Below are 21864 nucleotides of genomic sequence, written 5' to 3'. Positions count from 1 at the left end.
ACAGCGTCAGCCAAGGGGGTCAGCGTTGGGGTGGCCGCGCTATGCCGCCTCCGCCAACCCCGCTGCTGCGCGTTCCGTTACTTGCCGCCTGCCTGCTCCAGGGCGGCCGCGTAGGCGTACAGCGCGGCGATGACCGTGGCGCGGTCGGCGGGGTCGAGACCGCGCATGACGCGTTCCCGGGCAGAGGCACTGCCGGAGAGCCATTCGCCGATCGGTGCGGCGTAGGCGTTGGCGGTGGCCCCGGTGCGGCGGGGGAGTTGGAAGGCGATGCCGCCCACGGCGCTGGCCGCGCCGGTGATCAGAACGTTGTCTGGTGGGTGCGGCCGCCAGCGGCCGGGCGGGCAGGGAGACCCGCTCGGCCTGGGTACCGCAGCCGGGACGGAGAATCAGGCGTTGACCGAGGCTTCGTGTCCGGCGTCCTTCGCCGATGTCCGTGTCCGGGGCAGGACGAGATAGGTCAGGGCCAGTCCGATCAGGCTCAGGACCGCGCCCGCCAGGCCGGTCCACCGCAGAGCACCGGCGGCGACGATCGCGCCGCCGATGACCGAGCCGGCTGCCGCACCGAGGTTGAAGGCGCCCACGTTGACGGAGACCGCCAGGCTCGGCGCGGCGCCCGCGTGGTGCAGGATCAGTCCCTGTAGCGGGGCGATGGTCGCGGTGGCGAACAGACCGAGTACCAGGACTGCCGCCACGGCGGTGGGCTGCCACACCACGGCGAACGGGATGAGCGAGAGCGTCGCCGCGAGCCCGCCGAAGACCCCGCGTACGGTGGCGCTCATCGACTTGTCGGTCAGCTTTCCGGCGGTGAGGTTGCCGAGAAAACTACCCGCGCCGTAGGCGAGCAGCAGGCCGGAGACCGCGTCGGCGGAGAAACCGGAGACCCGGGTCAGCAGCGGCGCGATGTAGGTGAACAGTGTGGCGACCCCGGAAAAGCCCACCGCGGTGGTGGCGATGGCGAGCATGACCGGCCGACGGGTCACCACGCGTATCTCGTCACGTAACCGCGTGGACGGGGCTTCCTGACGGGGCAGTACGGCGGCCAGGAGCACGGTGCCCACCAGGGACAGAACGGTCAGCGCGGCGAATGGAGCCCGCCATCCGGCGCTTTGCCCGAGCAGTGCCCCCAGGGGCACTCCGAGGAGCGTGGCCACGGTGAAGCCGGAGGCCACGGTGGCGATGGCCGAGCCCGTCTTCTCGGCCGGGACCACCCGAACCGCCGTCACCAGCGCCAGCGCCAGGAAAGCGGCGTGACTCAGCGAGGACACCACGCGGCCCACCAGGAGCAGGCCGAACGACGGCGCCACCGCGCTCATCGCACTGCCCGCCGCGAACAGCAGCATCAGCCCGATGGCGAGGCCCTTGCGCGGCAGTCGCGAGGTCAGCAGGGCCATGAGCGGCCCTCCGACCACGACTCCGAGCGCGTATGCGGTCACTGCCTGTCCGGCGGTTCCCACGGAGACGTCCAGATCCTCGCCGACCTGGGGCAGCAGCCCGGCGATCAGGTACTCCGAGGTACCCACGACGAAGACGCTTACGCACAGTGCGGCGAGCGTCGCGAAACCCTTGTTCACCTTCATGCCGCAGACGCTAAAGTCTCACATGGGTATGAGAGTCAAGCCTGAACGGACAATGTCCGCGCGACTGTCAGGAGGTCCCTGTGCGTATCGGTGAGTTGTCCCGGCGTACCGACGTGGCCGTGTACTTGTTGCGCTACTACGAGGAGCAGGGTCTGCTCCATCCGCAGCGTCGCCCCAGCGGCTACCGGGAATACGTCGAGGAGGACGTCGCCGTGGTCCGCCGCATCCGCAGCCTGCTGGCCGCCGGCTTGGGCACCTCCACGATCACCGCGGTCCTGCCGTGCCTGCGGGATACCGGCGACCGTCTCGTCCCCACCTGCTCGGACCTGCTCGCCGACCTCCACCAGGAACGCGACCGCATCGCTCAGGCCATCAGCGACCTTCAGGCTTCCATGGACGCGCTCAACAACGTCATCGCTGCGGCCCCAGCCGACGTCACTCGCAGGGCACTTGCTTCACTCGACGTGTGAACGAATCGACTCTCACCGCCGTACCCCGACGGCGCTGAGGTCCCCAAGGTGGCGCCCGGCCTGTCGAAAGGGCTCCGGAGTTGGCCCGCACATGGCCCGGATCTTGGTGACGGACTCCCGCCAGATGCCGAGCAGTGCCCGCACCTTTACTTGTCCTCGCTGCGCCTGGATTACCACCGCGGTCCTGCCCGTGGAAGCGCACCGTCGGACAGGTGCGAGGCAGAAGCGGCCGTGCGGTATCGCGGTCACCGTCGAACAGCCGGGGTCGTGCGAACTGTCCAGGAGCCGCCGGGTCGTCGGGGTCCCTGTGAACGTCTGTCTCGGCTGCGGGCACATGCTCCATGCCGTCCCAGCAACCCCATTCTGATTGCGGAGAACGCCGTCCGTCCGCGGGGGCCGGGGTGGTCGTATGGGCTGATATGCCATACCGCCCAATAGGCGCAGACCAGCGCGTCGGCTACGAAGGGGCTTTGTGCCTGTGCTACGGCAGAGTCGAGGCCGAGGTGGTCGTGCCTGTGCTGCCGAAGCGAAGGTGTGGAAGCAGCGCGGCCAACCGCGGGCAGGCCCGATATTCTTGGTACCGGCCGTACCGGTTCGTAAACGGCGCTTTGCGCCTCAGCGGGTCCGCTCGATGACGCAGCGGCCTCGCCGGAGTTCGGTTCTCCCGGAGTGCCGTAGAAGTGAGCGTCCCAGGCGATCGGCTGTGGCTGAGCCTGGCGAACTCCGCGGCGAGATTGTGGACTTCTCCGCTGTGGCTCAGGGGGAATATGACCTGGCCTCTACCGCGCTGCCCCAAATGCTCTGTCAGCAAGGCTGTGACCAACTCGCCGACGAGTACGCCGCCGCAGACCAACTGGTTCAGCAGATCGCCGTAACTGTTCTTGGCGGGACCAAGGGCGGTAGGAGAGGATCGGCCCTGCTGACGACCGTCGGCCTCTTGGATTTGGGGGCGCGCTTGAGTGGCGTCATGAAGGACGTACTCCTCTGGGGCCCAGGTGGTCGCGTTCTCATTGCTGTTACCAGAGGCACGGGATCCAGAATTGGTTACGTCTTCAATGTGGTCAACGTGGACGGTAATATCGTCTTCCTCGACTACCAGTTAGGAAAGGCCCAGCCGGTAGGCTGGGGGAGTGCTAACTCATGAGGATGAACTGACGAGCTGTCAATGATTGAAGTGCTGGGCGCGACCTCTACTTTGTTGGTGCAGGGCGGTGCGGGCCGGGACCCGGAGACGATGAGGCTTGAGCCGGAGCACGCCTACGTCGAGGACGGGCACGCAGTTATTCCCTACAACTCCCGAGCCTTTTTGGACGAAGGCCGAAAAAGGGAGCGGCTGCTGGGAAATCTACCGGTCCTGGTAGATCTCTCTCTACTGGAGTGTGCCGATACATGACCGTCCAGGAAGTACTGGCACGCCCAGAGGCTCAAGGCAGCGAATGATACGGCGATGAGTTCGCCTTGCTTGACCGGACGGCCCTGCCGCCCGACGGAGTCGTAGCGGTACTGCGCCACGGCTGTGGCTGTCGAGGCGCTCGCGCCGGCGGCGGTTGCCCACAAGTTGATGGCTGAGACTTGTCCCGGTGCATCACCCGCCGGTCCTCCCGCCGCAGCGGGCAACCGGCCTCCCGCGAAGCCGAACGCGACTGATCGTTCTCAACGGCACCACGGTCACCCTGGCACGAAGCGACCCTGACCCTGGGCCCCGAGGCCACTTTTCCATAGAGTCCGTGGACGTGACCATTGTCCTGAACCTCGCCACCATAGTGATCGCCTCTCTGGCATTGCTGCTGGCCCTGCGGCAGAACCGCCTCAGCAACGGAGGGAACCACCTGCCGGTGATCCTCGAAGCCTTCAAGTTAGTCCACGGCCCGGAGTCGACCTACCTCGAAGATGAGAAGTATGTCTTGAACGATCTAGCCCGGCACTCCGTCGACTGCGGCGTTACCGAACTTCCCGACGAAGCTCGCCCCCATGCATTGAAGATAGGGATGTTCTTCGACGACCTCGGCAGGCTCGTCGCCCACGGCATAATCGATCAGGAACTGGTTGTCGGCTCCTTCGGTACGGGAATCGTCCGCATGTGGGACGCCCTGGCCCCATACGTCTACCAACAGAGACACGTCCACGACAACCACTTCTGGATCTACTTTGAGGACCTCGCATCCCGCACCGCTGCTACACCGAACACCCTGGTCTACGCCGCCTTGGGCCTGCGTTCACGCCCACCTCGGAGCCGGTGACACCCAGCGTCATCGCCCGCCCCACCCAGCACAGCATCCGTCACGGAACTGGGGCGGCCTCCGGATCGGCGGCCGCGAGTCGGGCAGCGAAGGCCAGTTGGTCGACGCCCGTGCCAGGATCGAGTCGGGTGAGCGCGGACAGCACGGCGTGGGTGAGCGAAGGGGTCGGCAGGAGGACGTAGCCGGTCCGACGGTGTTCAAGGACTGTCCGCAGGTGCGGGTTATCGCCGTAGACTTCGTCGCCCGCGACCCAGCGAGCGGGAGCTCCCGCGTCCAGGGCCCGCTCAACCATGGGGGCAGCGAGTTGGGGCTTGGAGGCGAAGGCCAGATCGTCCGGGATGCCCGCGCTCCGGCAGCGATCCGGGTTCTCAGTCCACGAGCGTGGCACGTACAGGGCTCGGTCGATGGCGGCGTGTCCGCGGGAGGCGGAGTAAACGAGATAGACGGTGACCTGGACGTTCTCGATGTGGCCGGCCGTGCCGGTGTACAGGCGCTGGACGCCGACGGTCGCCGTGCCCTTCTTCAGGTCGCCCGTCTCGTCGACCACGAGCACCGCCTGGTCGTCGGCGAGGTGCTCGATCACGTAGGCGCACACGTCGTCAGGGACTGCGTCGCCAGCGTGCTCGGCCAGCGTCCAGCAGTTCTTCCTCGGCAGGTCCGAGACTAGGCCGAGCACCAACGCGGTTGCGCGACGTCGGGGTTCGACCCGAGCGAACCGGCCCGTCACGCGACTCATCAGCTGGTCCGAACATCGCCCGCCACCGGGCAGGCACTCCGCTGTGCCCCGCGGCCACCGCCTGATTTTCGTTTGTCCACACAACTCACGGTGATCAACGGGGGCCGCAGCCATCTCCGCACCAGCCCCGACCAGCAAGGTCACGATCTACGACTGGAGTACTAACAACGGCCAACACAATGAGTTGACCTGTCGCAGGGTGATCAAGCAGCAGGCGAGTTTGAGGATGGCCTCGTGGATGTCAGCTCGTCGTTCCCAGTGGATGCGGAGTCGTTTGAAACCGTGGAGCCACGCGAAGGTTCGCTCGACGACCCAGCGGTAGGTGCCCAGTCCGGTGCCGTGCCGAGTGCCACGGCGACCGACAGCACGAGCGCCGCAGCGGTGACGCACGAAGCTTCCCGCGGCGCCGGGAGCCCGGCGTGGCCTACAGTCCGGCGGCGGCCGAGGACTACGAGACGCGTAATGAGGCCAAGGTCGGCGTCTCCGACGTTCGGCGCATCGTTCCGCTCGAACACCCGCCGGGCTGGCTGCGCCAGGACCAGCTGTGCCGTCTCAGTAACCACCAGGTGCCTTCAACGGTGTAGGAGACGTGGCACAGCGGCCCGATCAGCGTCTTCACCCGCGTCGGCGTCCACCGCTGGTCCGCCCATCCGTGGACTAGCGGACCGCGCTGCAACTCTTGCTCCAGCCGGGCGATCTGCGCGTCACTGAGGCGAGGACGGCCGGGCGAACCCTTCAAGGCCACTCCAGCCTCGCGACACTCACCGGCGGTGTGGCCTGGTGGTGGTCAGACGGCGTCGATCACCCGCCGTACTGCGGATTCGATGGCGCGTTGTCCGGCGGGTAGGGGGTGGCCGCGGTTGTCGCCGCCGTTCCGGCCGATGTCGTAGACCCATGGTGAGGCGCTGCACAGTTCGTGACCGTCGAAGCTGTTCAGGACCGAGACGTAGGTAACGTGAGCGCGGGCGGCCGCGGCCCGGGCGGCGGCATCCGTCTGCGCGGCCAGGTCGTTGAGATTGGAGCGCTCAGAAGGTGTGAGCCAGCCGCACCGCATGGTGGCCGACTGCTGCGCGGGGAACAACCGCGGATAGCCGACCACGACTACCCGGGCATGCGGAGCTGTCGTTTTGACCAGCTGATAGGCGCTCAGCAGCTTCCCCGGGAGCGTCTGGCTGATGTAGCCCCTCGCGTGGGCGAGGGTGCGATCCAGGACGCAGTCGCTGAGGAAGCAGTGGGTCAGGATGCGGGAGAAGCCGACATCGTTTCCACCGATAGTGAGCGTGACCAGGCTCGGTGCGGGCCGAAGGGAACGCAGACGGGTGGTCACCTGTGCGGGTTCCCCCTTGAACGTCGAGCTGAGCGCCGAGATTTCCGCCCCTGAACACGCCAGGTGCGCTACGAGATGCACGGCCGCGTCGTCTACCGCCAGCAGCCGGGGCCACGCCTGCGGGCTACGATCGCAGGCGTGGGAAGCGGCGTCGAACGGCGGATTGCCCTCGCCAGAGGAGTAGGAGTCGCCCAGCGCGACAGTCGAGACCGGCGCCGGAAGCGCCGCACTGGATTTCAGGAGCGTGGCGCGAGGTTCGTCCATCCCCAGCCCCGGGCGCGGCATGGACACCAGCACGGTCTGCCAAGTGCCACATAGCCCGTCCGGGGCGGTGCACTGGACTTGTTCGACGTAGAGACGGCCTTCGGCTAGGGCGTACTGGCTGCTGTTTCCGCCTGCGCCGGAGTCGAGCGCGGAGGTGTCGAAGGAGTCCACCGGCGCGCCGGTGGTGTGGCTGTAGGTGTCTACCTGAAAGCTGGTGGAGGTGTACGCGTTATAGGCGACATTGCGCAGCAGCACGATGTGGCCGCGGCTGTCGGCTTGGACGGCGACCGGTGCGTAGGCGCGGTCGCGGGCGTCGTCTCTTTCGGGGACGGTACGGGTGAACAGCAGATGGCCCCTGGGATCGACAGCGATCAGGCGGTCGGTGCTGCTTCCAGCCTGAGTGACAGTCAGCAGGACCGGCACCCCCCACGAGGCAGCGGTCCAAGCGTTGATGAGTGGGTCGGCGCAGTATGGCAGGGTGTAACGGCCGGTGCGGCCACTGATGTTGAACACATCGAGGCGGTTGACCGGGTCGTACCGCCAGCAGTCGGGTTTGGAGGTGGGGCCGCTGCGGTTGGTGAGGTACGCGAACACGTAGCCGTCGGGGTTCACAGCGAGCCGCTGCGGCATCTCGGCAGCGGCGGACACCACGCGAACGCGGCCGATGTCGTTGCCGTGGTAGTCGATGTACCGCACGCCGTCTCCGGCGTAGTTCTCCACTACCAGGCCCCGCCGGTAGGCCCCGACGATGCCGGAAGCGTCCGCGGACCGGTTGGCGAACAGCAATGCCCCGGTCGTCGCGGATATGCCGAAGATCACGGCCTGCCGGCCGCAGTTGGTGTACGCGGTGCCGGCGCCGTAGATGTTGCCGTCCGCGCCCGGGACGAGCTGTCCGTATCCGATAGCGACAGGAGACTGGCCGCACGTCACGCTGATGGGGCGGGTCCACTTCAACGCCGCGCCCTGGTACGCCGCCACGACCGAAGGATCGGTGCCGTTGCCGTGCGGGCGTGGGCGGATGCCTACCGTCAGACCACCGGCGCTCACCATGCTGACACAAGACGCCAGCGCTCCCGCGGGCGCGCCGGGAAGCGGAGACCCACCGGCAGTGAACCGCTGCACCATCGGCCCTGTGCTGTCGTTGCCCGTGCATCCCTGAACGCTGGAGTTCCCCTGCAAGTCCGTATGGAGCAGCCCTGAACTCTCAACGGGCTGCTGCCATGCCGCAGCCGACGGCTGCGGCATGTCCTGCGGGAGTTCGGCACGTGCCGCGGGTGCCATGAGCCCCGCCGCTAATAGCATTCCTGTCACCGCTGCGACCAGCGCACGTCGTGTCCCCGGCATAAGTCCCACCCCTCAGCTCACCTCCGCGGACCGCCGGGCGGATCACCCGGGCCAAGCGGAATCAGGCGATGTTAGCGGCCGATGTGTCCTTATGAGCCCTGTTCGCCGTTATTGCCTGTCAGACGCTCATTTGGCATCTACTCCGATACGCACTGACAAGCACCTGCCTGTCAGCAGGCGCGTCCGCCCCACCGACTCTCCGGTGCCCTCTGCGCCGTCACAGGCCCCGGGCCCGGACGGATCCCGCTTCGAAATTCCCCGGGCCCGCTGTCACCGTGGATGACCCGTCTAACCGAACTAAGTTGATCGCATGGCGTTGACCTGTGTGGACTTGATTGAGTGAGACGGCTGCGCGTTGCGATTCCGTGGACCAGCACAACACCTAACTGTTCGTTCCCCACCAGCACACGCCCCCCTCACCCCTCGCGCGGACTGAACACGCTATCCGCCGACTCCCCCCTGGCCGCTGGCCAAGCGAAGGACCCACCTCGGCGCAGCAACCCCACTCTGAGAACGCGGCCTCTTTCCGTCACCCCGCACACGCCATTTCGTCGGTGCTCCTTCGTGTTGGCAGGGACTGGAGCCGGGTGACAGCGCCTCCGGGTCAGATACCGGCCGACGTCCCGGAAACCAGAACCGCCGCTCCCTCCTCGGCAGCAGCGGCTCGATCCGCTCCTAGGTAGCCGTTGTAAGAGCTCGTCTACGTGTGACGCCCCGACCGTGCGGCGGTGGCCGCACGAGTCTGCCCGCCGAACGAGCAGAGCGCGACGACCAGCTGTGAAGCTGACGGCGTACCGTCTCGCAGCCCCGGCCGTCCACGCCACCGGGCAACGCCCGGGTCTCGATTCCCTCCGATTCCAGTGTGGAATCCAGGTGGGCGCCTGGGTGCCGGCGCGCGGAGGGCATAGAGGCGGTCGGGGTCCCGGGGCGGGTTTCGCCGACTGCGGCGAGCAGTGAGATGAACTGGTCGGCGAAGTAGAGGCTGGGCACAGGCAGGCCGACGTCTTCGGCGAGCAGTTTGCCCGCCGTGCGGGATACCGCCCGCTCGATTCGGGGTGCCGGGCCGGGATGCGGCTTGTACTGGCCGAGCCATGACGCGGCTGTGGGTTCTCCGCGTGCCAGGTGACAGGTACAGGCAGTGGGAGGCTGCGCGGTCCTCACCGGCGGCGTACTGCCACCACCGGCGGGCGTCGTAGGTGGCGTCGGCGAGGTGGAGGATGCAGCCCAGGACGCGGGCCGCAGCGTTGTCGGCAGTTGCTCGGTGACCCATTCACTGAGGTTCACGGCGTCCTGGGCCACGACGGCCTCGCCCAGTTGCGTCAGCAGCGCGGCGGGGCTCTGTGGGCCTGTTTCGCTGCCGCGTGGTCCAGGCCCACCCGGTCCTCGCTGAAGCGGTCCGAAGCGACCGGGCGCAGCCCGAGCAGGGAGTCACCGAGTCGGCAGCTGACGCCGCCGTAGAGGAACGACAGTTCCTCGCGCGTCTTGTCGTCCGCGTCCGCGGGCAGCTCGAGGGCCACGGGCAGTCCGAAGAGGTCCTCGTAGAAGGCGCGGGAGCGGTCGACGCCGGTGACCGTGAGGCGGATATGGGCGAAGGCGCGCGGAGTGATCTGCATCCACCCATCATGTGGCCCGGGCGACGGAACGCCCGGTAATCGGGGAAGCGTGAGCGTTCCGGGTGTTGGTGGCGGCCCGCACGGTACGGGCTATTTTCGACGTCGGATGATGATGTAGTACCCGACGACGACTGCCAACGAGGCGAGGAACACTACGGCAACCGCCTGTCCGGCACCGGGCTCCGGCGTTGAAACGAGGCTGAGCTGACCGAATGCCTGTGTGGGATCAGGGATGCGATGACTCATTTATTGCCAGCGGCGGAGGCGCGGTGGCTGATCCACGCTATAGCCCCGATCATGCCTATACCGAAGACGAGGGGGATGACGGCCAGCGCCCCGTTGCCTTTTATCGCCGCGCTGACACCCAGAACGATAAGGATGACCGCCGCGAAACCTGCGATCGTCAGAAGCGGTTTGACCATATGTATCTCCTCGCGAGGGTGGGTGCCGCGTGACACCCACCCTCGCCACGGTTTATTACTGAGCGGCTTCTGTGCCAGCGGTGGCCGCCGCAGCGAGGCCGGATGCCAGCACGGTGCAGCCCGTGATACCTAGGCCGATACTTGCTCTCAGAGTAGGCGCGGCTCCGGCAGCGGCGGCTGCATCGCAAATCGCTTCTGTTCCGATTCCCACCAAAAATCCGACTTTAGCAACGAACGCTCCGCTGTCGTCTTCGGTTATTACTTTCTTCGTCAAACTGGCGAAATATCCGAACTTGAGGCTTTGCCGAAGAATGATCTTCCGTTGGGGTCGGTGTGGTTGATGGGGTCACCGGCGAGGGCGGTGTAGGGGTTGGTTTCCTGGCCGGAGGGGTCGGTTTGGGTGAAGTGGCCGGGGGTGGGGTCGTAGTAGCGCGCGCCCGTTTTGTACGGGCCGGTGGGCTGGAGGTAGGTGCTCTGGAGGCGGTAGGGCTGGGGCAGCGCTTCGACGGAGTAGAGGCGTCCTGGCCGTAGGGGTTGTGGTTGTGGGTGCGGGCGGCGTTGGCCAGGCCGAGGACGGAGCCGTCGACGTCGGTGAGGTAGTAGTCCGAAGTGCCCCCGGTTTTCATGGAGTTGAGTGTGCCCTGGGGATCGCGGGTGGTGTATCCGGTGTCGGTTCCTGCGGTGGTGGAGGCGGCGAGTCCTTCGGGGCCGTTGTGGAAGGTGGTCGCGCCGAGGCGGGTGCGTTCGCCGTTGTCGGTGCCGGAGTACGCGGCGGTGTAGGCGGTGCCGCCGTCGGTGAGGGCGGTGAGCTGGTTGAAGGCGCAGGTGGTCCTGGTGTCGGGGCACGTGAAGAGGGTGTCGACGCCGGTCATGCCGCCCGCCGCGTCCAGGCAGTAGTGAACGGGGGTGGGGGTGTCCGCTTCGGTGAGCCGGTTGTCCGGACAGGGTTACCGGGCGCCGAGCCGTCGTTCATCGTCTCGCACGAGCTGCCCCTGTACGCCGATGCCTACCGGCACTTCGACGACCGCGACCGGGGATGGACGAAGGTCGTCCTGAAGCCGTGACCGGCGCAGTGCCGGGGCCGGGCGCTCAGGACGGCGCCCGGCACCGGGACAGGCGCTCAGGACGAGCCCTCGGCCCGCGCTCCAGGTCAGTGGCAGGCCGGCAGGTGGGCGGCCTGGACGAAGCCCCAGCGGCCGGACGCGGGGGCGTAACCCAGGATCCAGGCACGGGTGTCGTGCTTACCGCAGTGCTCGGTGGTGAGGTAGAAGGCATCGCCGGCCCGGACGTTGCCGATGGCGAAGGACTTCCCGGCGTCGCGCAGGGTGCCGACCTGCCCGGTGCCCACGTGGACGAGCCCCCGCTTGGACTTGCCGGCGTGCGGGGCGCTCATCGCCACCGACTTGACCGCCCCGCTGCCGCCCACGGCACGACGGTCGGGGAGCTGGCGGTGGTGCGTGTCGTAGGCGTGCGGATCCGTCAGGCAGGATGTGGCGACGAAGCCCCAACTGGGCTCCCCGGCTGCTCCGTAGTCCTTCACCAGCGCGTAGCCGCGGTAGGTGTACCGGACTCCCACGTGGTAGGAGCCGCCCTTCGGTGAGCGCTGCGGCTTCGTCCATCCCCAGTCAGCGACGCCGGCCTTGGGGTAGTTGGCATGGATGAAGCAACTCGGCTGCGAAAGAGTGGTGGAGTGGGTGTACTTGTCGCCCTGCCCGTTGGCGGCGAAGGCGGGGGCCGCCAGGACGGAGGCGGACGCCGCTACTGTGGCGGCGGCGAGTGCGAAAGGCTTCCACAGACGCATGGGGGATCTCCTGATGTCGTGTCGTCGAGGTGTCGTCATGTCGTCGCGCCGGTGCGAGCCGGGGCGTCCGGCCGCGGTTCCGGGCCGGGCAGGCTACGAGCTCGGCGGCCGGGGCGGCCGGGCGTCCGCCGGACAGCGGCGCCACTGACAGGTCTAGGTGTCCAGGGGGGTGTCCGCCCAGCTCTCCGGTGTCCGCGGACGTCCGCGGACACCGGCGGACACCGGCGGACACCGGCGGACACCGGCGGACACCTGACGCGGGCAGAGCTTTCGAGGGGACGAGGAACGGGATGACACAGGCACCGGACCCGGTCGCGGCATGGCACGACCTGATGGCGGCACTCGTGCGGCGATCCGGGCTGAGCGTGCGCCAGCTCGCCGCCAGGGCGGGCTACAGCAGCACCTACTGCAACGAGGCGACCAACGGCACGCGCGTCCCGCCGTGGCCGGTGGCCGAGGCGATCATCACCGCCCTCGGGGACGGTGCCGAGGCCCGATTACCCGCCTGGCGTGCCGCTCGCCAGGCCCTGGGGATGTCCGCGGACACCGGCGAGAACGCCGACGCCGGCCCGCTCGTCCCCCCGGCCGCCACCCCGCCGGGAGTGCCGGGAGCAGCCGCGCCCCGCGGGCCGGCCGAAGTCCCGCCGACGCCCCCGGCCGAGGCTCCCCCGGGGGTGCCCGCCACCCCTGACCCGCGCCCGGCGTCCGCCGACGGGCCCGCGACCCCTGCCGCCGGGCCGACCGCACAGCCGGCGCCGCCCGGAGCCACCCCTGCGCCGCGGTCACGGCAGCGGCGGGTCCTGCTCACCGCCTCAGTGACCGCGGTCGTGATCGCGGCGCTCGGCTACGCGGCCGTCGCGTTCCACCCCACCGGACACCGGAACGGCGCCGTCCCGTCCGGTCCCGGCCGCACGCCGGGCCGGTCCCAGCCGGGCGACTTCCCCTGCCGCGCCACCCGGCAGTACGTCGTCACCAGCGACGGTAACGTCCTCGACGCCCACGGCGCCCCGGTGGGCGACGGCATCCACCGCGGCGACTACTTCGACCTGGCCCCGGAACAGCCGCACAGCCACTACGCCCACCGCTACTACGGCTCCGTCGTCGGACGCGAACTCTCGGGCTACGTCGACCAGGCCAGGATCCACCTGAGCGGCACGGTATGCCTCACCCCCCGCCGCTGAGACGCCGGCAGGCCACCGGATCGCGCCGTGGCCGACCGGCCCTGCGGACGCCCAGGTGCCCCCGCGCAGGCAGAGGTCGCTGGTCTGCGCCGGGGTGACGGGGTGACGGGGCAAGCGCGTACGGGCCGACGCCCCTGCTCGGGGACAAGGGCTACGACAGCAACCCCAACCGGCGACAACTGCGCCAGCGCCGGATCCTGCCGGTCATCTCCCGCAAGGGATCACGGGACATCATCGGCCTCGGCAGGCTCCGCCACGTCGTTGAGCAGACCTTCGCCCAACTCCACCAGTTCAAGCGACTTGCCGTCCGCCGGGAACGACGCCTCGACCTCCACAACGCCTTCGTCTCACCCGCCTGCGCACTCATCTGCTGGCGACGCCTCAACAACGCGTCCTCATGATCGTGTTACGAGTTCTCAGGTGTCAACGCCCGCTTCGGTCGCATGTCAACGCGGGCGAACCTGCCCGCACGTTGGCGCGCGTGGCCACTCACCGGTGACGCGCGTACGGTTGGCACGATGCCCCGGTCCCCGGCAGCGGGTTTTTGATCTGTCTGGAAGAGGCGCATCGGGTGCATGTATTTCACGCAAACCCAAGGGCGCGTGGGCGCGCAACAGCGGCGCCCGGGGGCATCGACGCCCGGACGCCGCACACGGTCACTGCGGCGGCCAGTCTTCCGGCCGACCGTGTCGTCGGCGAACTGGCCTCCAGCAGGGACGGTCTTCCCGCGAAGGCGGCGGCGGAGCGGCTGCTGCGATGGGGGCCTAACGCCGTGTCGTCGCACCGTGCCCGGGCGCTTCCCGTGCTGTGGCGGCAACTGCGGTCTCCGCTGCTGGGACTGCTGCTGGCTGCCGCGGCCGTCTCCTACGGTGTCGGAGAGCGCAGCGCCGCCGTGATCATCGCGGTGATCGTCGCCCTCTCGGTGGGCCTCGGCTTCGTCAACGAGTTCCGGGCCGAGAAGGCCGCCGAGGCGCTGCACAGCCAGATCCGCCACCAGGCGGTCGTCTTCCGCGACGGCAAAGCGGTGAGCGTTCCGGTGACCGACCTGGTACCGGGAGACGTGGTCAGCCTCCGGCTGGGTGACATCGTGCCCGCCGACGTGCGGCTGCTGGAGGCGACCGACCTGGAATGCGACGAGTCCGTCCTCACCGGTGAGTCGCTGCCGGTGTCCAAGGCGACGGACCCGGTTCCGGCCGGGACGGCGCTGGCAGACCTGACCTGCTGCGCCCTGATGGGCACGGTCGTCCACTCCGGCAGCGGCCGCGCTCTGGTGGTCTCCACCGGCGCCGATGCCGAGTTCGGGAAGATCGCGGTCGGGCTGAGCGGCCACCAACTGGAGACGGAGTTCCAGCGCGGGCTGCGCCGATTCTCCATGCTGCTCGTCTACGTCGCGGGCTCCCTCACCGCGTCGATCCTCGTGATCAACGTGGCGCTCCACAAGCCGCTCATCGACTCGCTGCTCTTCTCGCTCGCCATCGCGGTCGGCATCACCCCCCAACTGCTCCCGGCTGTCGTCTCCACCAGCCTGGCCGCCGGGTCGCGGCGCATGAGCCGCCGCAAGGTACTGGTCAAACGCCTGGTCTGCATCGAGGACCTCGGTGACGTCAACATGCTGTTCACCGACAAGACCGGCACCCTGACCCTGGGGCGCATCGACTTCATGCGCGCCGTGCCCGCAGGCGACGACTCTCCCGAACAGGTACTGCGCTGGGGCCTGTTGAGTACCGAGAGCAATGCCGCCGACGGCTCGGCGGTGGGCGGCAATCCACTGGACGCCGCCTTGTGGGACTCACCCGCGGCGCAGACCGAGCACACGGCTCTCGCCGCCTGGACGCAGGTGGCGGTACTGCCGTTCGACCACCAGCGGCGCATGGTCTCCACCGTGGTCCGCGACGGCTCCGGCACGGCGATCCTGGTCACCAAGGGCGCCCCGGAGAGCGTGCTGGAGCGCTGCGTCGACGTACCGGACACCGCCAGGAAGGCGCTGGAGACCGAGTTCGCCGCGGGCAACCGCGTCGTGGCCGTCGCCACCCGGCCGGCTCCCGGTTTGCGGAAGCCCACCGCCCCGGACGAGAACACCCTGCACCTCAGCGGCCTGCTGGTATTCCTCGACCCGCCCAAACCCGATGCGGCAGCGGCGCTGCTCCGGCTCGCCGGCCTGGGGATCGACGTCAAGATCGTCACCGGCGACAACCCCGCGGTGGCGGTCCGGGTCTGCCACGACCTGGGTCTGCCCGCTGCCACCGCCCTGACCGGGACAGACCTGAACACGCTCGACGACAACCAGCTCATCGAGGCGATCGAGCGCACCACGGTGTTCGCCCGCGTGAGCCCGGAGGACAAGGCACGCATCGTCCGTGTCCAGCGCACCACCGGAAACGACGTGGCGTTCCTCGGTGACGGCGTCAACGACGCCCTCGCCCTGCACGCCGCGGACGTCGGGATATCCGTCGACTCCGCCACGGACGTGGCCAAGGACGCCGCCGACGTGATCCTGCTGGAGAAGGACCTCGACGTCCTCGCCGACGGGGTCACGGAGGGACGCCGGATCTTCGCCAACACCATCAAGTACGTCCTCATGGGCACGTCCAGCAACTTCGGCAACATGTTCAGTGCGGCCGGTGCCTCGCTCTTCCTCAGCTTCCTCCCGATGCTGCCGTCGCAGATCCTGCTCAACAACCTGCTGTACGACTCCAGTCAGCTCGCCATCCCCACCGACAACGTCGATGAGGCGCAACTGCGCCGCCCCTCGCACTGGGACATCGGTTTCATCCGTCGCTTCATGATCTGCTTCGGGCCGATCAGTTCGGTCTTCGACTTCGCGACCTTCGGCGTCATGCTGTGGGTCTTCCACTCCGGTGCGACGCAGTTCAGGACCGGCTGGTTCGTCGAGTCACTCGCCACCCAGACGCTGGTGATCTTCGCCATCCGTACCCGCCGCATTCCGTTCTGGCGCAGCCACCCCAGCCTTCCCCTGGTGCTGGCGGCGTTCGGCGCGGCTGCGGTCGGCGCCGTACTACCGTCGACTCCGCTGGCCCACACCCTCGGATTCCAGCCTTTGCCGGCAGGGTTCTTCGCGGCGCTGGCGGCCCTGACCGTCTGCTATCTCGGACTGATCGAAGCGGGCAAGTGGCTCTTCTACCGCACCTTGCCGTCGCCGGACACTGTTCCCTTGCCACACGCGGGTCACCGGCGCCTGCTGCGACGGCGGGCCGCACGCTTCAGCTCGCTGAAGCGTACGGCAGGCGGCACGGCCCGGGTGTAGGCGCGTACTGACCCTGAATCGATGACTACGGCGTCCCGGCCCTCTGGCCTGGTGCGTTCCGGCGGCGGAACCACCTGAGCAGTCCGTCGGCTCCCCAGACGATGAAGGGGAACGGCGCGATCACGGCCAGCTGTGACGGGCCGAGCGACGCCGTGCCGAAGATGTCCTGGAGCGGGGGCGTATAGACGACGGCTGCCGTGAAGACCGGTTCGAAGGCGATGCCCCACGGCAGTCGCGGGTTGGACCGCAGGCCGATGGTGAACAGCGAGGCGTGGTCGGTCCGGGCGGCGAACGCCGTGCCGATCTGGCAGGCGACGATGCCGGCGAAGGTGATGGTCGTGGCCTGCAGATAGGCGTGGTGATGGGCCGTACCGCCGCCGGTGGGGTCGCCGGGGTGCCAGCCGGCCCGCCAGAGGGTGAAGAAGAAGCCGCCCATGACCAGGACCGCCGAGATGCTTCCCAGGAACGCCCAGGCGCGGATGAGCAGCGCCCGGTCGATGACTCCGGCGGTGCGGGGTCGCGGCGGCCGGTCCATCACTCCGGGTTCGGCGGGCTCGCGTCCCAACGCCAGCGCGGGCAGCGTTCCGTTCCGAGGTCGATGGCGAGGATCTGCAGGACCGTCAGCGGCAGCGGCAGCGGCAGCGGCACCGCGCCACCGGACAGCGCGACCACTTCGCCGCGGGCCTGCACCGCCTGGGCGACATCTTCGCGGGGCGGGTCGGCCATCGCCACCAGACCGATCAGGGTCAGCCCGGCTTCGGCTTCCTGCCTGTTGTCCAGAGCCCCGGGTACGACGCGCCGGGCGACGGGTTTCGAGTGCGCCCTTGGTGTGCACCACGAGGTCGCCGGAGGTCTGGTCCACCGTCGACTTGCGCTTGAGGTGGGCGTCGAAGTGGAAGACGGCCCGGCGTGCGGCCATACGCTGCGATGAGGTCACTCCTACCCCGAGCTCCGATGCCAGCCGCCCGCCAGGGACATGGTGCACGACGGCCTCGACTTCGACGGTGTCTTCTGCGCGACCGGCACGGTGGCGATGGGCGTGCCGCGCGGCCTCGCCGACTCAGGGGTGCGGGTGCCCGGTGAGGTCAAGCTGATCGGCCTCGACAACGTCGAGACGAGCGCATACCGCGCCCCCTCGCTGTCCACGATCGACCCGGACGACGACGCGAGGGCACAGTCCGCGGTCGGCCTCCTGGCCCGGCGGTCGCGTCGTCGGTCAAGGACCAGGAAGGGATCGTCAGCCGCTTCACTCCGGTGGCCAGGGAATCGACCTGCCGATGAGGCCAAACGGACCGCGGCAGAGTGAGCCGGCCCGAAAGTGCGTCCCGCGCAGGGGATGACGGGCCCTCGTCGTACTCGCTAGGCTCAATCCAGCAGTGGGAGCGCTCCCACGTACCCCGTCGCATCTGGCCCTCGCTCCCTGAGGGCCCTCTCCCCCCACGAGAGCACGGAGGAAAACTGTGACACCCCCCATCGGTACCCCACGCCCGGCCGAGGCGGTCAAGGCTCCCGCGCGCGGGTCGCGGCTGCGCAAGGCCATGGCGCTCGGCGTAGCCGCAGGTCTCGCCGCCACCGGCATCGTCCTGAGCACCGAGATCACCGCGGGCGCCGCGGCGCAGGGCAGCCTCCCGACCGGGACCCAGTTCTACGCGGACCCCAACTCCCAGGTCGTCCGCTGGGTTGCCGCCAATCCCGGTGACTCCCGCCAGCCGGTCATCGCCCGGCGGATCGCAAGCCAGCCGCAGGCGATCTGGTTCTCCAACTACCGCCCCTCCACCGTCACCGGTGACGTCCGGGCTGTCACCACGGCCGCGGCCACCGCCGGACAGGTGCCGGTGCTGGCCGTGTACGAGATCCCCAACCGTGACTGCGGCGGCGCGTCCGCAGGCGGCGCACCGGACCTGGCCTCGTACGACGCCTGGGTGCGCAACTTCGCCGCCGGGCTGGGCAGTGGCCGGTCGATCATCATCCTGGAGCCCGACTCCATCGCCCTGACCACCTGCCTGACCGCACAGCAGCAGGCCGACCGGTTCGCCTCGCTCTCCCGGGCGGGAGCCGCCATCCACGCCGCCGCACCCAACGCAAAGGTCTACCTGGACGGCGGCCACTCGGCCTGGAACAGTGCCTCGGAGCAGGCCAATCGGCTGCGCAGCGCCGGCATCCTGACGAATGCCGACGGCCTCTTCACCAACGTCTCCAACTTCAATACCACGGCCAATGAGGTCAACTTCGCCAAGAACGTGCTGGCCGCGCTCGGCAACCCGGCCAATCTGCACGCCGTGGTGGACACCAGCCGCAACGGCAACGGTCCAGCGGGCGGCGGGGCATGGTGCGACCCGTCTGGCCGGGCGATCGGCGCCTATCCCACGACCAACACCGGCGACGCGGCGATCGACGCGTTCCTCTGGGTGAAGCCGCCAGGCGAGGCGGATGGCTGCGCCGGCGCCGCAGGTACCTTCCTGCCGGACGTGGCATACGCGCTGGCATCCGCCGGAACCTCGGACCCCGTTCCGCCGACGACCCCGCCGACCACCGTTCCGCCGACTACCGCCCCGCCGACCACGGCCCCGCCCACTACCCCGCCGACCACGGCCCCGCCCACGACCCCGCCGCCGACAGATGCGGCCTGCTCCGTCAGCTACAAGATCGTCAGCGCCTGGACGGGCGGCTTCACCACGGACGTGACCCTGCGCAACACCGGCGGCAGCGCAGTCAACGGCTGGTCGCTCAAGTGGACTTTCCCTGCCGACCAGAAGATCACCAGCGCATGGAACGCCACGACCACCCAGTCCGGCGCCACCGTGACCGCCACCGACCTGGGCTACAACGGCGCCGTCCCCGCGGGCGGCTCCACCAGCTTTGGTTTCCAGGGAACAGGCTCCGGAACCACCTCGCCCACCGCGTTTACGCTCAACGGCGCTGCCTGCAGCGTCTCCTGACGCACCATCCGCTCTACGGCGGTGGCCGGCCCGGAATCTTCCCGGGCGCGGCCGCCGCGGTACGCCCGGCACGGGCGATTGATGGGACGAGCCCGCACGCGGGGGAAAGCGGCAATGATCGCGCCTTTGAGTCTGACTGGGGCCGGCCCTGCCGGCACCGGCTGACAAGGTCAGGCGGCCGCGCACACCGTTCCGTTGACAGGGAAGCCGTGCGGCACGACGTGGTTTGTGCGATAGGTGGCGGTGAATCCGATGTCAACGGCGCCGCCGGGTGCCAGGGTGGCGTTGTATCCGCGTCCCGTGCCGTGACGGTCTGGCCACTTTGGGGCAGTACGCCGTTCCACGCGTTGCCGATCCGCTGGTCACCGCCGAAGACCCAGGTCGCGCCCCAGTCACTGGTGACGGTGTAGGCGGCGGATCAAGGTCGGGGCCCGGTACGCGGGATGGTTCCCAGAAGGTGTCTGGGGTTGGTCCACCCACGACCCAACCCTGTCAGTCCGTCACGAACATACCTTCGGGGAAGAACGTGCCCCCGACGGGAACGTCGACCTCGAAGAGCTCGTTCGTGGACAGGACGAACCGCAGACGTTCGTTCTCGCCGCAGTGTCGGGATGAGGGGCCCAGCAGCAGGAAGTGCTCGTGGGGCCTGAACTCGAACTCGCCCTTGGCCGGGATGACGACCTTGTCCAGGATGACCTGCTACAAGCCCGGTGAGCAGTCCAGGCTGATCTACGCGATCCGCGAGTACCGGGGCCGCAAGGACGAACCGAAGGGCTCCGGCTGGAAGGACTACCGCGACCTGGACATCCGCGCCCACACCCAGCTCGGCGGCCCGATCGTCCTGGTCTGGGACAACTTGCGCATGCACCTGGTCGCACCCCTGCGGGCGTTCTTCGAAGCCGACACCGCCTGGCTCTCCGTGTTCCAGCTACCGACATACGCTTCCGGACCTCAACCCGCAGGAGGGCGTCTGGTCACTGGTCACACGCGACATCGGCAACCTCGACGCCGCCGACCTCAGCCAGATCACCCGCGCGGTGAAACGCAAGCTCAAGATGCTGCAGTACCGACCGGAGGTCATCGATGGCTGCCTGACGGGCACCGGCCTGAACTTGTCGGGGTAATCGTCAGAAGTAGCCGAAGAAGCGATTCCACCAGGTGGGCCGCTGGATGTGCGGGTGCAGTCGGCTCGGCCCGTCGTAGTCGCTCTCCAGCAGTTCCTCGGGAACCACGACGTAGCCGAGCTCTTCCAGCGCCCGGTTGACCCTGGCGAGGTCAGCACCGTCCAGCTCACCCTCAGCCTGCGCGTCGTCCGTCCCGAGGAAGGCACCAGGATTGTCCGCGCACACCAGCGCCAGTGAGCCGAACTGGCTCACACAGACGACGATCCGGGTCCCGCACACAGTCGCGTCCCCGGGCACGTAAATACGTCCGTACTCGCTGGAGTCCTGATTCTCCTGCCCGGCCACGGTCGTGCAGTGAGCTGCGAAGTCACCTTCGAGTCGGTCTACCAGCTGACCGAAGCGCACGGCGATCTCGCGACGGTCGAAGTCCCGCGGCCACTCCAGCCACTCAGGATCATCCAGCTCACGTAGCAACACCAGCAGATCCGCGTTGTTCTCGGTCATGCACTCATCCTGCCGCGACGCCTACCCGGGAGCCAGCGTGGTCAACGCGATGCACACCGCTCCCCGACAACACCCGTTCAGGTTCAATAGCCCAGGGACCGAATCGCGGTCGCGCATACTCCCGTTTCTTCGCCAGTCTCGCGGACCGCCGCATGCTGCGGGGTTTCGCCGGGCTCGATGCGTCCGGCGGGGAACTGCCACAGCAACGTGCCCTCCGGAACCGTGCGGCGCACCAGGAGCACGCACCCGTCATGAAGGATCACGGCGGCGGCGACCGATGGCTCGTGCCCAGGGCGCAGACCCGCAGCGGTGGTGTGTGTCCCGGTCATGGTGAACCGGCGGCAGTGGTGAGGAGACGGCTGGTGGCGCCGTGGCAGCGTGCAGGCATCGAGGCGATCCTCCCGTAGTCGTTTGGTGGGGATGGCCGCGCCGCGTGGGCGGTGCGGCCATCGGTTACCGGCCGACGTGACGCCGCCGGCTAGTGGGGGTGGCTATCCCCGGACCGGTTTGACGCTGCCGGTAGTGGGCGGCGGCAATGTAGGAGCGTGCTCCGGGCGGTAACCCGATACGGAACAGACGGAACTGCACGACGTGGGGGTCTGCCGCACGATTGGGTGACATCTTGACCTGACCTGTCAGCCAAACGTGCAGCAGACCCCGAAGGCCACCTCACGGTCGTCCGTAGCGACTGACAGCTGACCCTTGCGCGCCGCCCACCGGCCGATTCCCGGCCACCTGATGGGCTATTGCGGCAAGGCGCTTGCTGCGCGCCCCTCATCGGCTTCCCGCATGTGCGCCAACTGCCTTCGCTTGGTCGAGTCCCTCGACCGCTTCCGGCAGCGGGTACCTGAGCTGGACCTGCCCGAATCGGAACCCTGCCACGGCGACACCCACCTGTGGACCGTCAAAGGCCAGACGAACCCGGTCACAGGACACCTTCGCACCGGACTCGTCGGGACCTCCTGGCCCCAGCGCCGCCAGCTCGACGTCTTCGGCGGGCCCGCCTGCGCCCTGCGCGCGGGCGACGCCTACCGCCTGTCGGGCTGCGCGCACACGC

The 21864-nt window shown here is 68.6% G+C and carries 22 protein-coding genes and 3 pseudogenes; 11 read left to right on the top strand and 14 right to left on the bottom strand.

Annotation, left to right across the window (positions count from 1 at the left end; genetic code table 11):
- Positions 1-77: 77 nt before the first annotated feature.
- Together ACFZAM_RS20650 and ACFZAM_RS20645 are read right to left on the bottom strand one after the other, a co-directional pair.
- Entirely contained in the window at positions 78-278 is a 201-nt protein-coding gene (locus tag ACFZAM_RS20650) for a hypothetical protein (RefSeq protein ID WP_391047938.1), read from the bottom strand.
- 108 nt (positions 279-386) lie between these two features.
- Positions 387-1577, bottom strand: coding sequence for an MFS transporter (locus ACFZAM_RS20645; protein ID WP_391047935.1), 1191 nt, complete (start codon positions 1575-1577; stop codon positions 387-389).
- Positions 1578-1657: 80 nt separating this feature from the next.
- On the opposite strand from ACFZAM_RS20645, the gene ACFZAM_RS20640 reads away from it, so the two are divergent.
- The 4 genes from ACFZAM_RS20640 to ACFZAM_RS20625 all read left to right on the top strand — a co-directional run bounded on the left by ACFZAM_RS20640 (position 1658) and on the right by ACFZAM_RS20625 (position 4287).
- Complete coding sequence (locus ACFZAM_RS20640) at positions 1658-2047, top strand: MerR family transcriptional regulator (protein WP_266608394.1); 390 nt, start codon at positions 1658-1660, stop codon at positions 2045-2047.
- A gap of 703 nt (positions 2048-2750) precedes the next feature.
- Positions 2751-3191, top strand: coding sequence for a hypothetical protein (locus ACFZAM_RS20635; RefSeq protein ID WP_391047932.1), 441 nt, complete (start codon positions 2751-2753; stop codon positions 3189-3191).
- A 21-nt stretch (positions 3192-3212) separates the two neighbouring features.
- Positions 3213-3440, top strand: a complete 228-nt coding sequence (locus tag ACFZAM_RS20630; RefSeq protein ID WP_391047930.1) for a hypothetical protein — start codon at positions 3213-3215, stop codon at positions 3438-3440.
- Between the two features lie 334 nt (positions 3441-3774).
- Positions 3775-4287, top strand: coding sequence for a hypothetical protein (locus ACFZAM_RS20625; protein WP_391047928.1), 513 nt, complete (start codon positions 3775-3777; stop codon positions 4285-4287).
- A gap of 172 nt (positions 4288-4459) precedes the next feature.
- Here ACFZAM_RS20625 and ACFZAM_RS20620 read toward each other — a convergent pair.
- Together ACFZAM_RS20620 and ACFZAM_RS20615 are read right to left on the bottom strand one after the other, a co-directional pair.
- Positions 4460-5023, bottom strand: a pseudogene (locus ACFZAM_RS20620) (IS701 family transposase); the annotation flags it as partial.
- A gap of 147 nt (positions 5024-5170) precedes the next feature.
- Positions 5171-5389, bottom strand: a pseudogene (locus tag ACFZAM_RS20615) (transposase); the annotation flags it as partial.
- Positions 5390-5442: 53 nt separating this feature from the next.
- Between ACFZAM_RS20615 and ACFZAM_RS20610 the strand changes: the two are divergent.
- Entirely contained in the window at positions 5443-5607 is a 165-nt protein-coding gene (locus ACFZAM_RS20610) for a hypothetical protein (RefSeq protein WP_391048233.1), read from the top strand.
- A gap of 203 nt (positions 5608-5810) precedes the next feature.
- On the opposite strand, the gene ACFZAM_RS20605 is transcribed toward ACFZAM_RS20610, so the two are convergent.
- The 4 genes from ACFZAM_RS20605 to ACFZAM_RS20590 all read right to left on the bottom strand — a co-directional run bounded on the left by ACFZAM_RS20605 (position 5811) and on the right by ACFZAM_RS20590 (position 10839).
- Positions 5811-7664, bottom strand: a complete 1854-nt coding sequence (locus tag ACFZAM_RS20605; protein ID WP_391047925.1) for a GDSL-type esterase/lipase family protein — start codon at positions 7662-7664, stop codon at positions 5811-5813.
- 1613 nt (positions 7665-9277) lie between these two features.
- Positions 9278-9571 (bottom strand): VOC family protein, encoded by a 294-nt coding sequence (locus tag ACFZAM_RS20600; protein ID WP_391047924.1) that lies wholly within the window; start codon positions 9569-9571, stop codon positions 9278-9280.
- A gap of 242 nt (positions 9572-9813) precedes the next feature.
- Positions 9814-9993, bottom strand: coding sequence for a hypothetical protein (locus ACFZAM_RS20595; protein WP_391047922.1), 180 nt, complete (start codon positions 9991-9993; stop codon positions 9814-9816).
- A 270-nt stretch (positions 9994-10263) separates the two neighbouring features.
- On the bottom strand, positions 10264-10839 hold the full coding sequence (locus tag ACFZAM_RS20590; RefSeq protein WP_391047920.1) for an RHS repeat-associated core domain-containing protein: 576 nt from the start codon (positions 10837-10839) through the stop codon (positions 10264-10266).
- 110 nt (positions 10840-10949) lie between these two features.
- Here ACFZAM_RS20590 and ACFZAM_RS20585 point away from each other — a divergent pair.
- Positions 10950-11057 (top strand): annotated as a pseudogene (locus ACFZAM_RS20585) (aldehyde dehydrogenase); the annotation flags it as partial.
- Positions 11058-11143: 86 nt separating this feature from the next.
- On the opposite strand, the gene ACFZAM_RS20580 reads toward ACFZAM_RS20585, so the two are convergent.
- Positions 11144-11794 (bottom strand): hypothetical protein, encoded by a 651-nt coding sequence (locus ACFZAM_RS20580; protein WP_391047918.1) that lies wholly within the window; start codon positions 11792-11794, stop codon positions 11144-11146.
- Between the two features lie 290 nt (positions 11795-12084).
- On the opposite strand from ACFZAM_RS20580, the gene ACFZAM_RS20575 reads away from it, so the two are divergent.
- The 3 genes from ACFZAM_RS20575 (at position 12085) to mgtA (ending at position 16240) form a co-directional block, all read left to right on the top strand.
- Positions 12085-12975 (top strand): helix-turn-helix domain-containing protein, encoded by an 891-nt coding sequence (locus tag ACFZAM_RS20575; protein WP_391047915.1) that lies wholly within the window; start codon positions 12085-12087, stop codon positions 12973-12975.
- 134 nt (positions 12976-13109) lie between these two features.
- Positions 13110-13376, top strand: a complete 267-nt coding sequence (locus ACFZAM_RS20570; RefSeq protein WP_391048220.1) for a transposase — start codon at positions 13110-13112, stop codon at positions 13374-13376.
- Positions 13377-13546: 170 nt separating this feature from the next.
- Positions 13547-16240 (top strand): magnesium-translocating P-type ATPase, encoded by a 2694-nt coding sequence (gene mgtA, locus ACFZAM_RS20565; RefSeq protein WP_391047912.1) that lies wholly within the window; start codon positions 13547-13549, stop codon positions 16238-16240.
- 25 nt (positions 16241-16265) lie between these two features.
- Here mgtA and ACFZAM_RS20560 read toward each other — a convergent pair whose 3' ends face one another.
- The gene (locus ACFZAM_RS20560) at positions 16266-16775 is read right to left on the bottom strand and encodes a cation transporting ATPase C-terminal domain-containing protein (protein ID WP_391047910.1); all 510 of its coding nucleotides are present in this window, start codon (positions 16773-16775) and stop codon (positions 16266-16268) included.
- A complete protein-coding gene (locus ACFZAM_RS20555) occupies positions 16775-16972 on the bottom strand; it encodes a hypothetical protein (protein WP_391047907.1) in 198 nt (65 codons plus the stop codon). The genes ACFZAM_RS20560 and ACFZAM_RS20555 overlap by 1 nt, the downstream gene beginning before the upstream one ends.
- A 244-nt stretch (positions 16973-17216) precedes the next feature.
- Between ACFZAM_RS20555 and ACFZAM_RS20550 the strand changes: the two genes are divergently transcribed.
- Together ACFZAM_RS20550 and ACFZAM_RS20545 are read left to right on the top strand one after the other, a co-directional pair.
- Complete coding sequence (locus tag ACFZAM_RS20550; RefSeq protein ID WP_391047905.1) at positions 17217-17546, top strand: substrate-binding domain-containing protein; 330 nt, start codon at positions 17217-17219, stop codon at positions 17544-17546.
- Positions 17547-17700: 154 nt separating this feature from the next.
- Positions 17701-19179, top strand: coding sequence for a glycoside hydrolase family 6 protein (locus ACFZAM_RS20545; RefSeq protein WP_391047902.1), 1479 nt, complete (start codon positions 17701-17703; stop codon positions 19177-19179).
- 170 nt (positions 19180-19349) lie between these two features.
- Here ACFZAM_RS20545 and ACFZAM_RS20540 read toward each other — a convergent pair whose 3' ends face one another.
- The 3 genes from ACFZAM_RS20540 to ACFZAM_RS20530 form a co-directional block, all read right to left on the bottom strand.
- On the bottom strand, positions 19350-19523 hold the full coding sequence (locus ACFZAM_RS20540) for a cellulose binding domain-containing protein (protein WP_391047900.1): 174 nt from the start codon (positions 19521-19523) through the stop codon (positions 19350-19352).
- Between the two features lie 783 nt (positions 19524-20306).
- Positions 20307-20807 carry a hypothetical protein gene (locus tag ACFZAM_RS20535; protein ID WP_391047897.1) on the bottom strand — a complete coding sequence of 167 codons (501 nt, stop codon included), beginning with the start codon at positions 20805-20807 and terminating at the stop codon, positions 20307-20309.
- A gap of 83 nt (positions 20808-20890) precedes the next feature.
- Entirely contained in the window at positions 20891-21136 is a 246-nt protein-coding gene (locus tag ACFZAM_RS20530) for an NUDIX domain-containing protein (RefSeq protein WP_391047895.1), read from the bottom strand.
- Between the last annotated feature and the right edge of the window lie 728 nt (positions 21137-21864).

The sequence above is a fragment of the Streptomyces sp. NPDC008079 genome (assembly GCF_042957385.1).
Classification (GTDB): domain Bacteria; phylum Actinomycetota; class Actinomycetes; order Streptomycetales; family Streptomycetaceae; genus Actinacidiphila.
Note: the sequence above shows the minus strand (reverse complement) of the source record. Positions and strands in the feature narration are given on the sequence as shown.

What these genes read in the sequence shown, in the direction of transcription:
- ACFZAM_RS20645 (WP_391047935.1), bottom strand. Translation starts at nt 1,577, where the DNA reads ATGAAGGTGAACAAGGGTTTCGCGACGCTCGCCGCACTGTGCGTAAGC.
- ACFZAM_RS20630 (WP_391047930.1), top strand. Translation starts at nt 3,213, where the DNA reads ATGATTGAAGTGCTGGGCGCGACCTCTACTTTGTTGGTGCAGGGCGGT.
- ACFZAM_RS20605 (WP_391047925.1), bottom strand. Translation starts at nt 7,664, where the DNA reads ATGGTGAGCGCCGGTGGTCTGACGGTAGGCATCCGCCCACGCCCGCAC.
- ACFZAM_RS20600 (WP_391047924.1), bottom strand. Translation starts at nt 9,571, where the DNA reads ATGCAGATCACTCCGCGCGCCTTCGCCCATATCCGCCTCACGGTCACC.
- ACFZAM_RS20595 (WP_391047922.1), bottom strand. Translation starts at nt 9,993, where the DNA reads ATGGTCAAACCGCTTCTGACGATCGCAGGTTTCGCGGCGGTCATCCTT.
- ACFZAM_RS20580 (WP_391047918.1), bottom strand. Translation starts at nt 11,794, where the DNA reads ATGCGTCTGTGGAAGCCTTTCGCACTCGCCGCCGCCACAGTAGCGGCG.
- ACFZAM_RS20575 (WP_391047915.1), top strand. Translation starts at nt 12,085, where the DNA reads ATGACACAGGCACCGGACCCGGTCGCGGCATGGCACGACCTGATGGCG.
- ACFZAM_RS20560 (WP_391047910.1), bottom strand. Translation starts at nt 16,775, where the DNA reads ATGGACCGGCCGCCGCGACCCCGCACCGCCGGAGTCATCGACCGGGCG.
- ACFZAM_RS20550 (WP_391047905.1), top strand. Translation starts at nt 17,217, where the DNA reads ATGGTGCACGACGGCCTCGACTTCGACGGTGTCTTCTGCGCGACCGGC.
- ACFZAM_RS20535 (WP_391047897.1), bottom strand. Translation starts at nt 20,807, where the DNA reads ATGACCGAGAACAACGCGGATCTGCTGGTGTTGCTACGTGAGCTGGAT.
- ACFZAM_RS20530 (WP_391047895.1), bottom strand. Translation starts at nt 21,136, where the DNA reads ATGACCGGGACACACACCACCGCTGCGGGTCTGCGCCCTGGGCACGAG.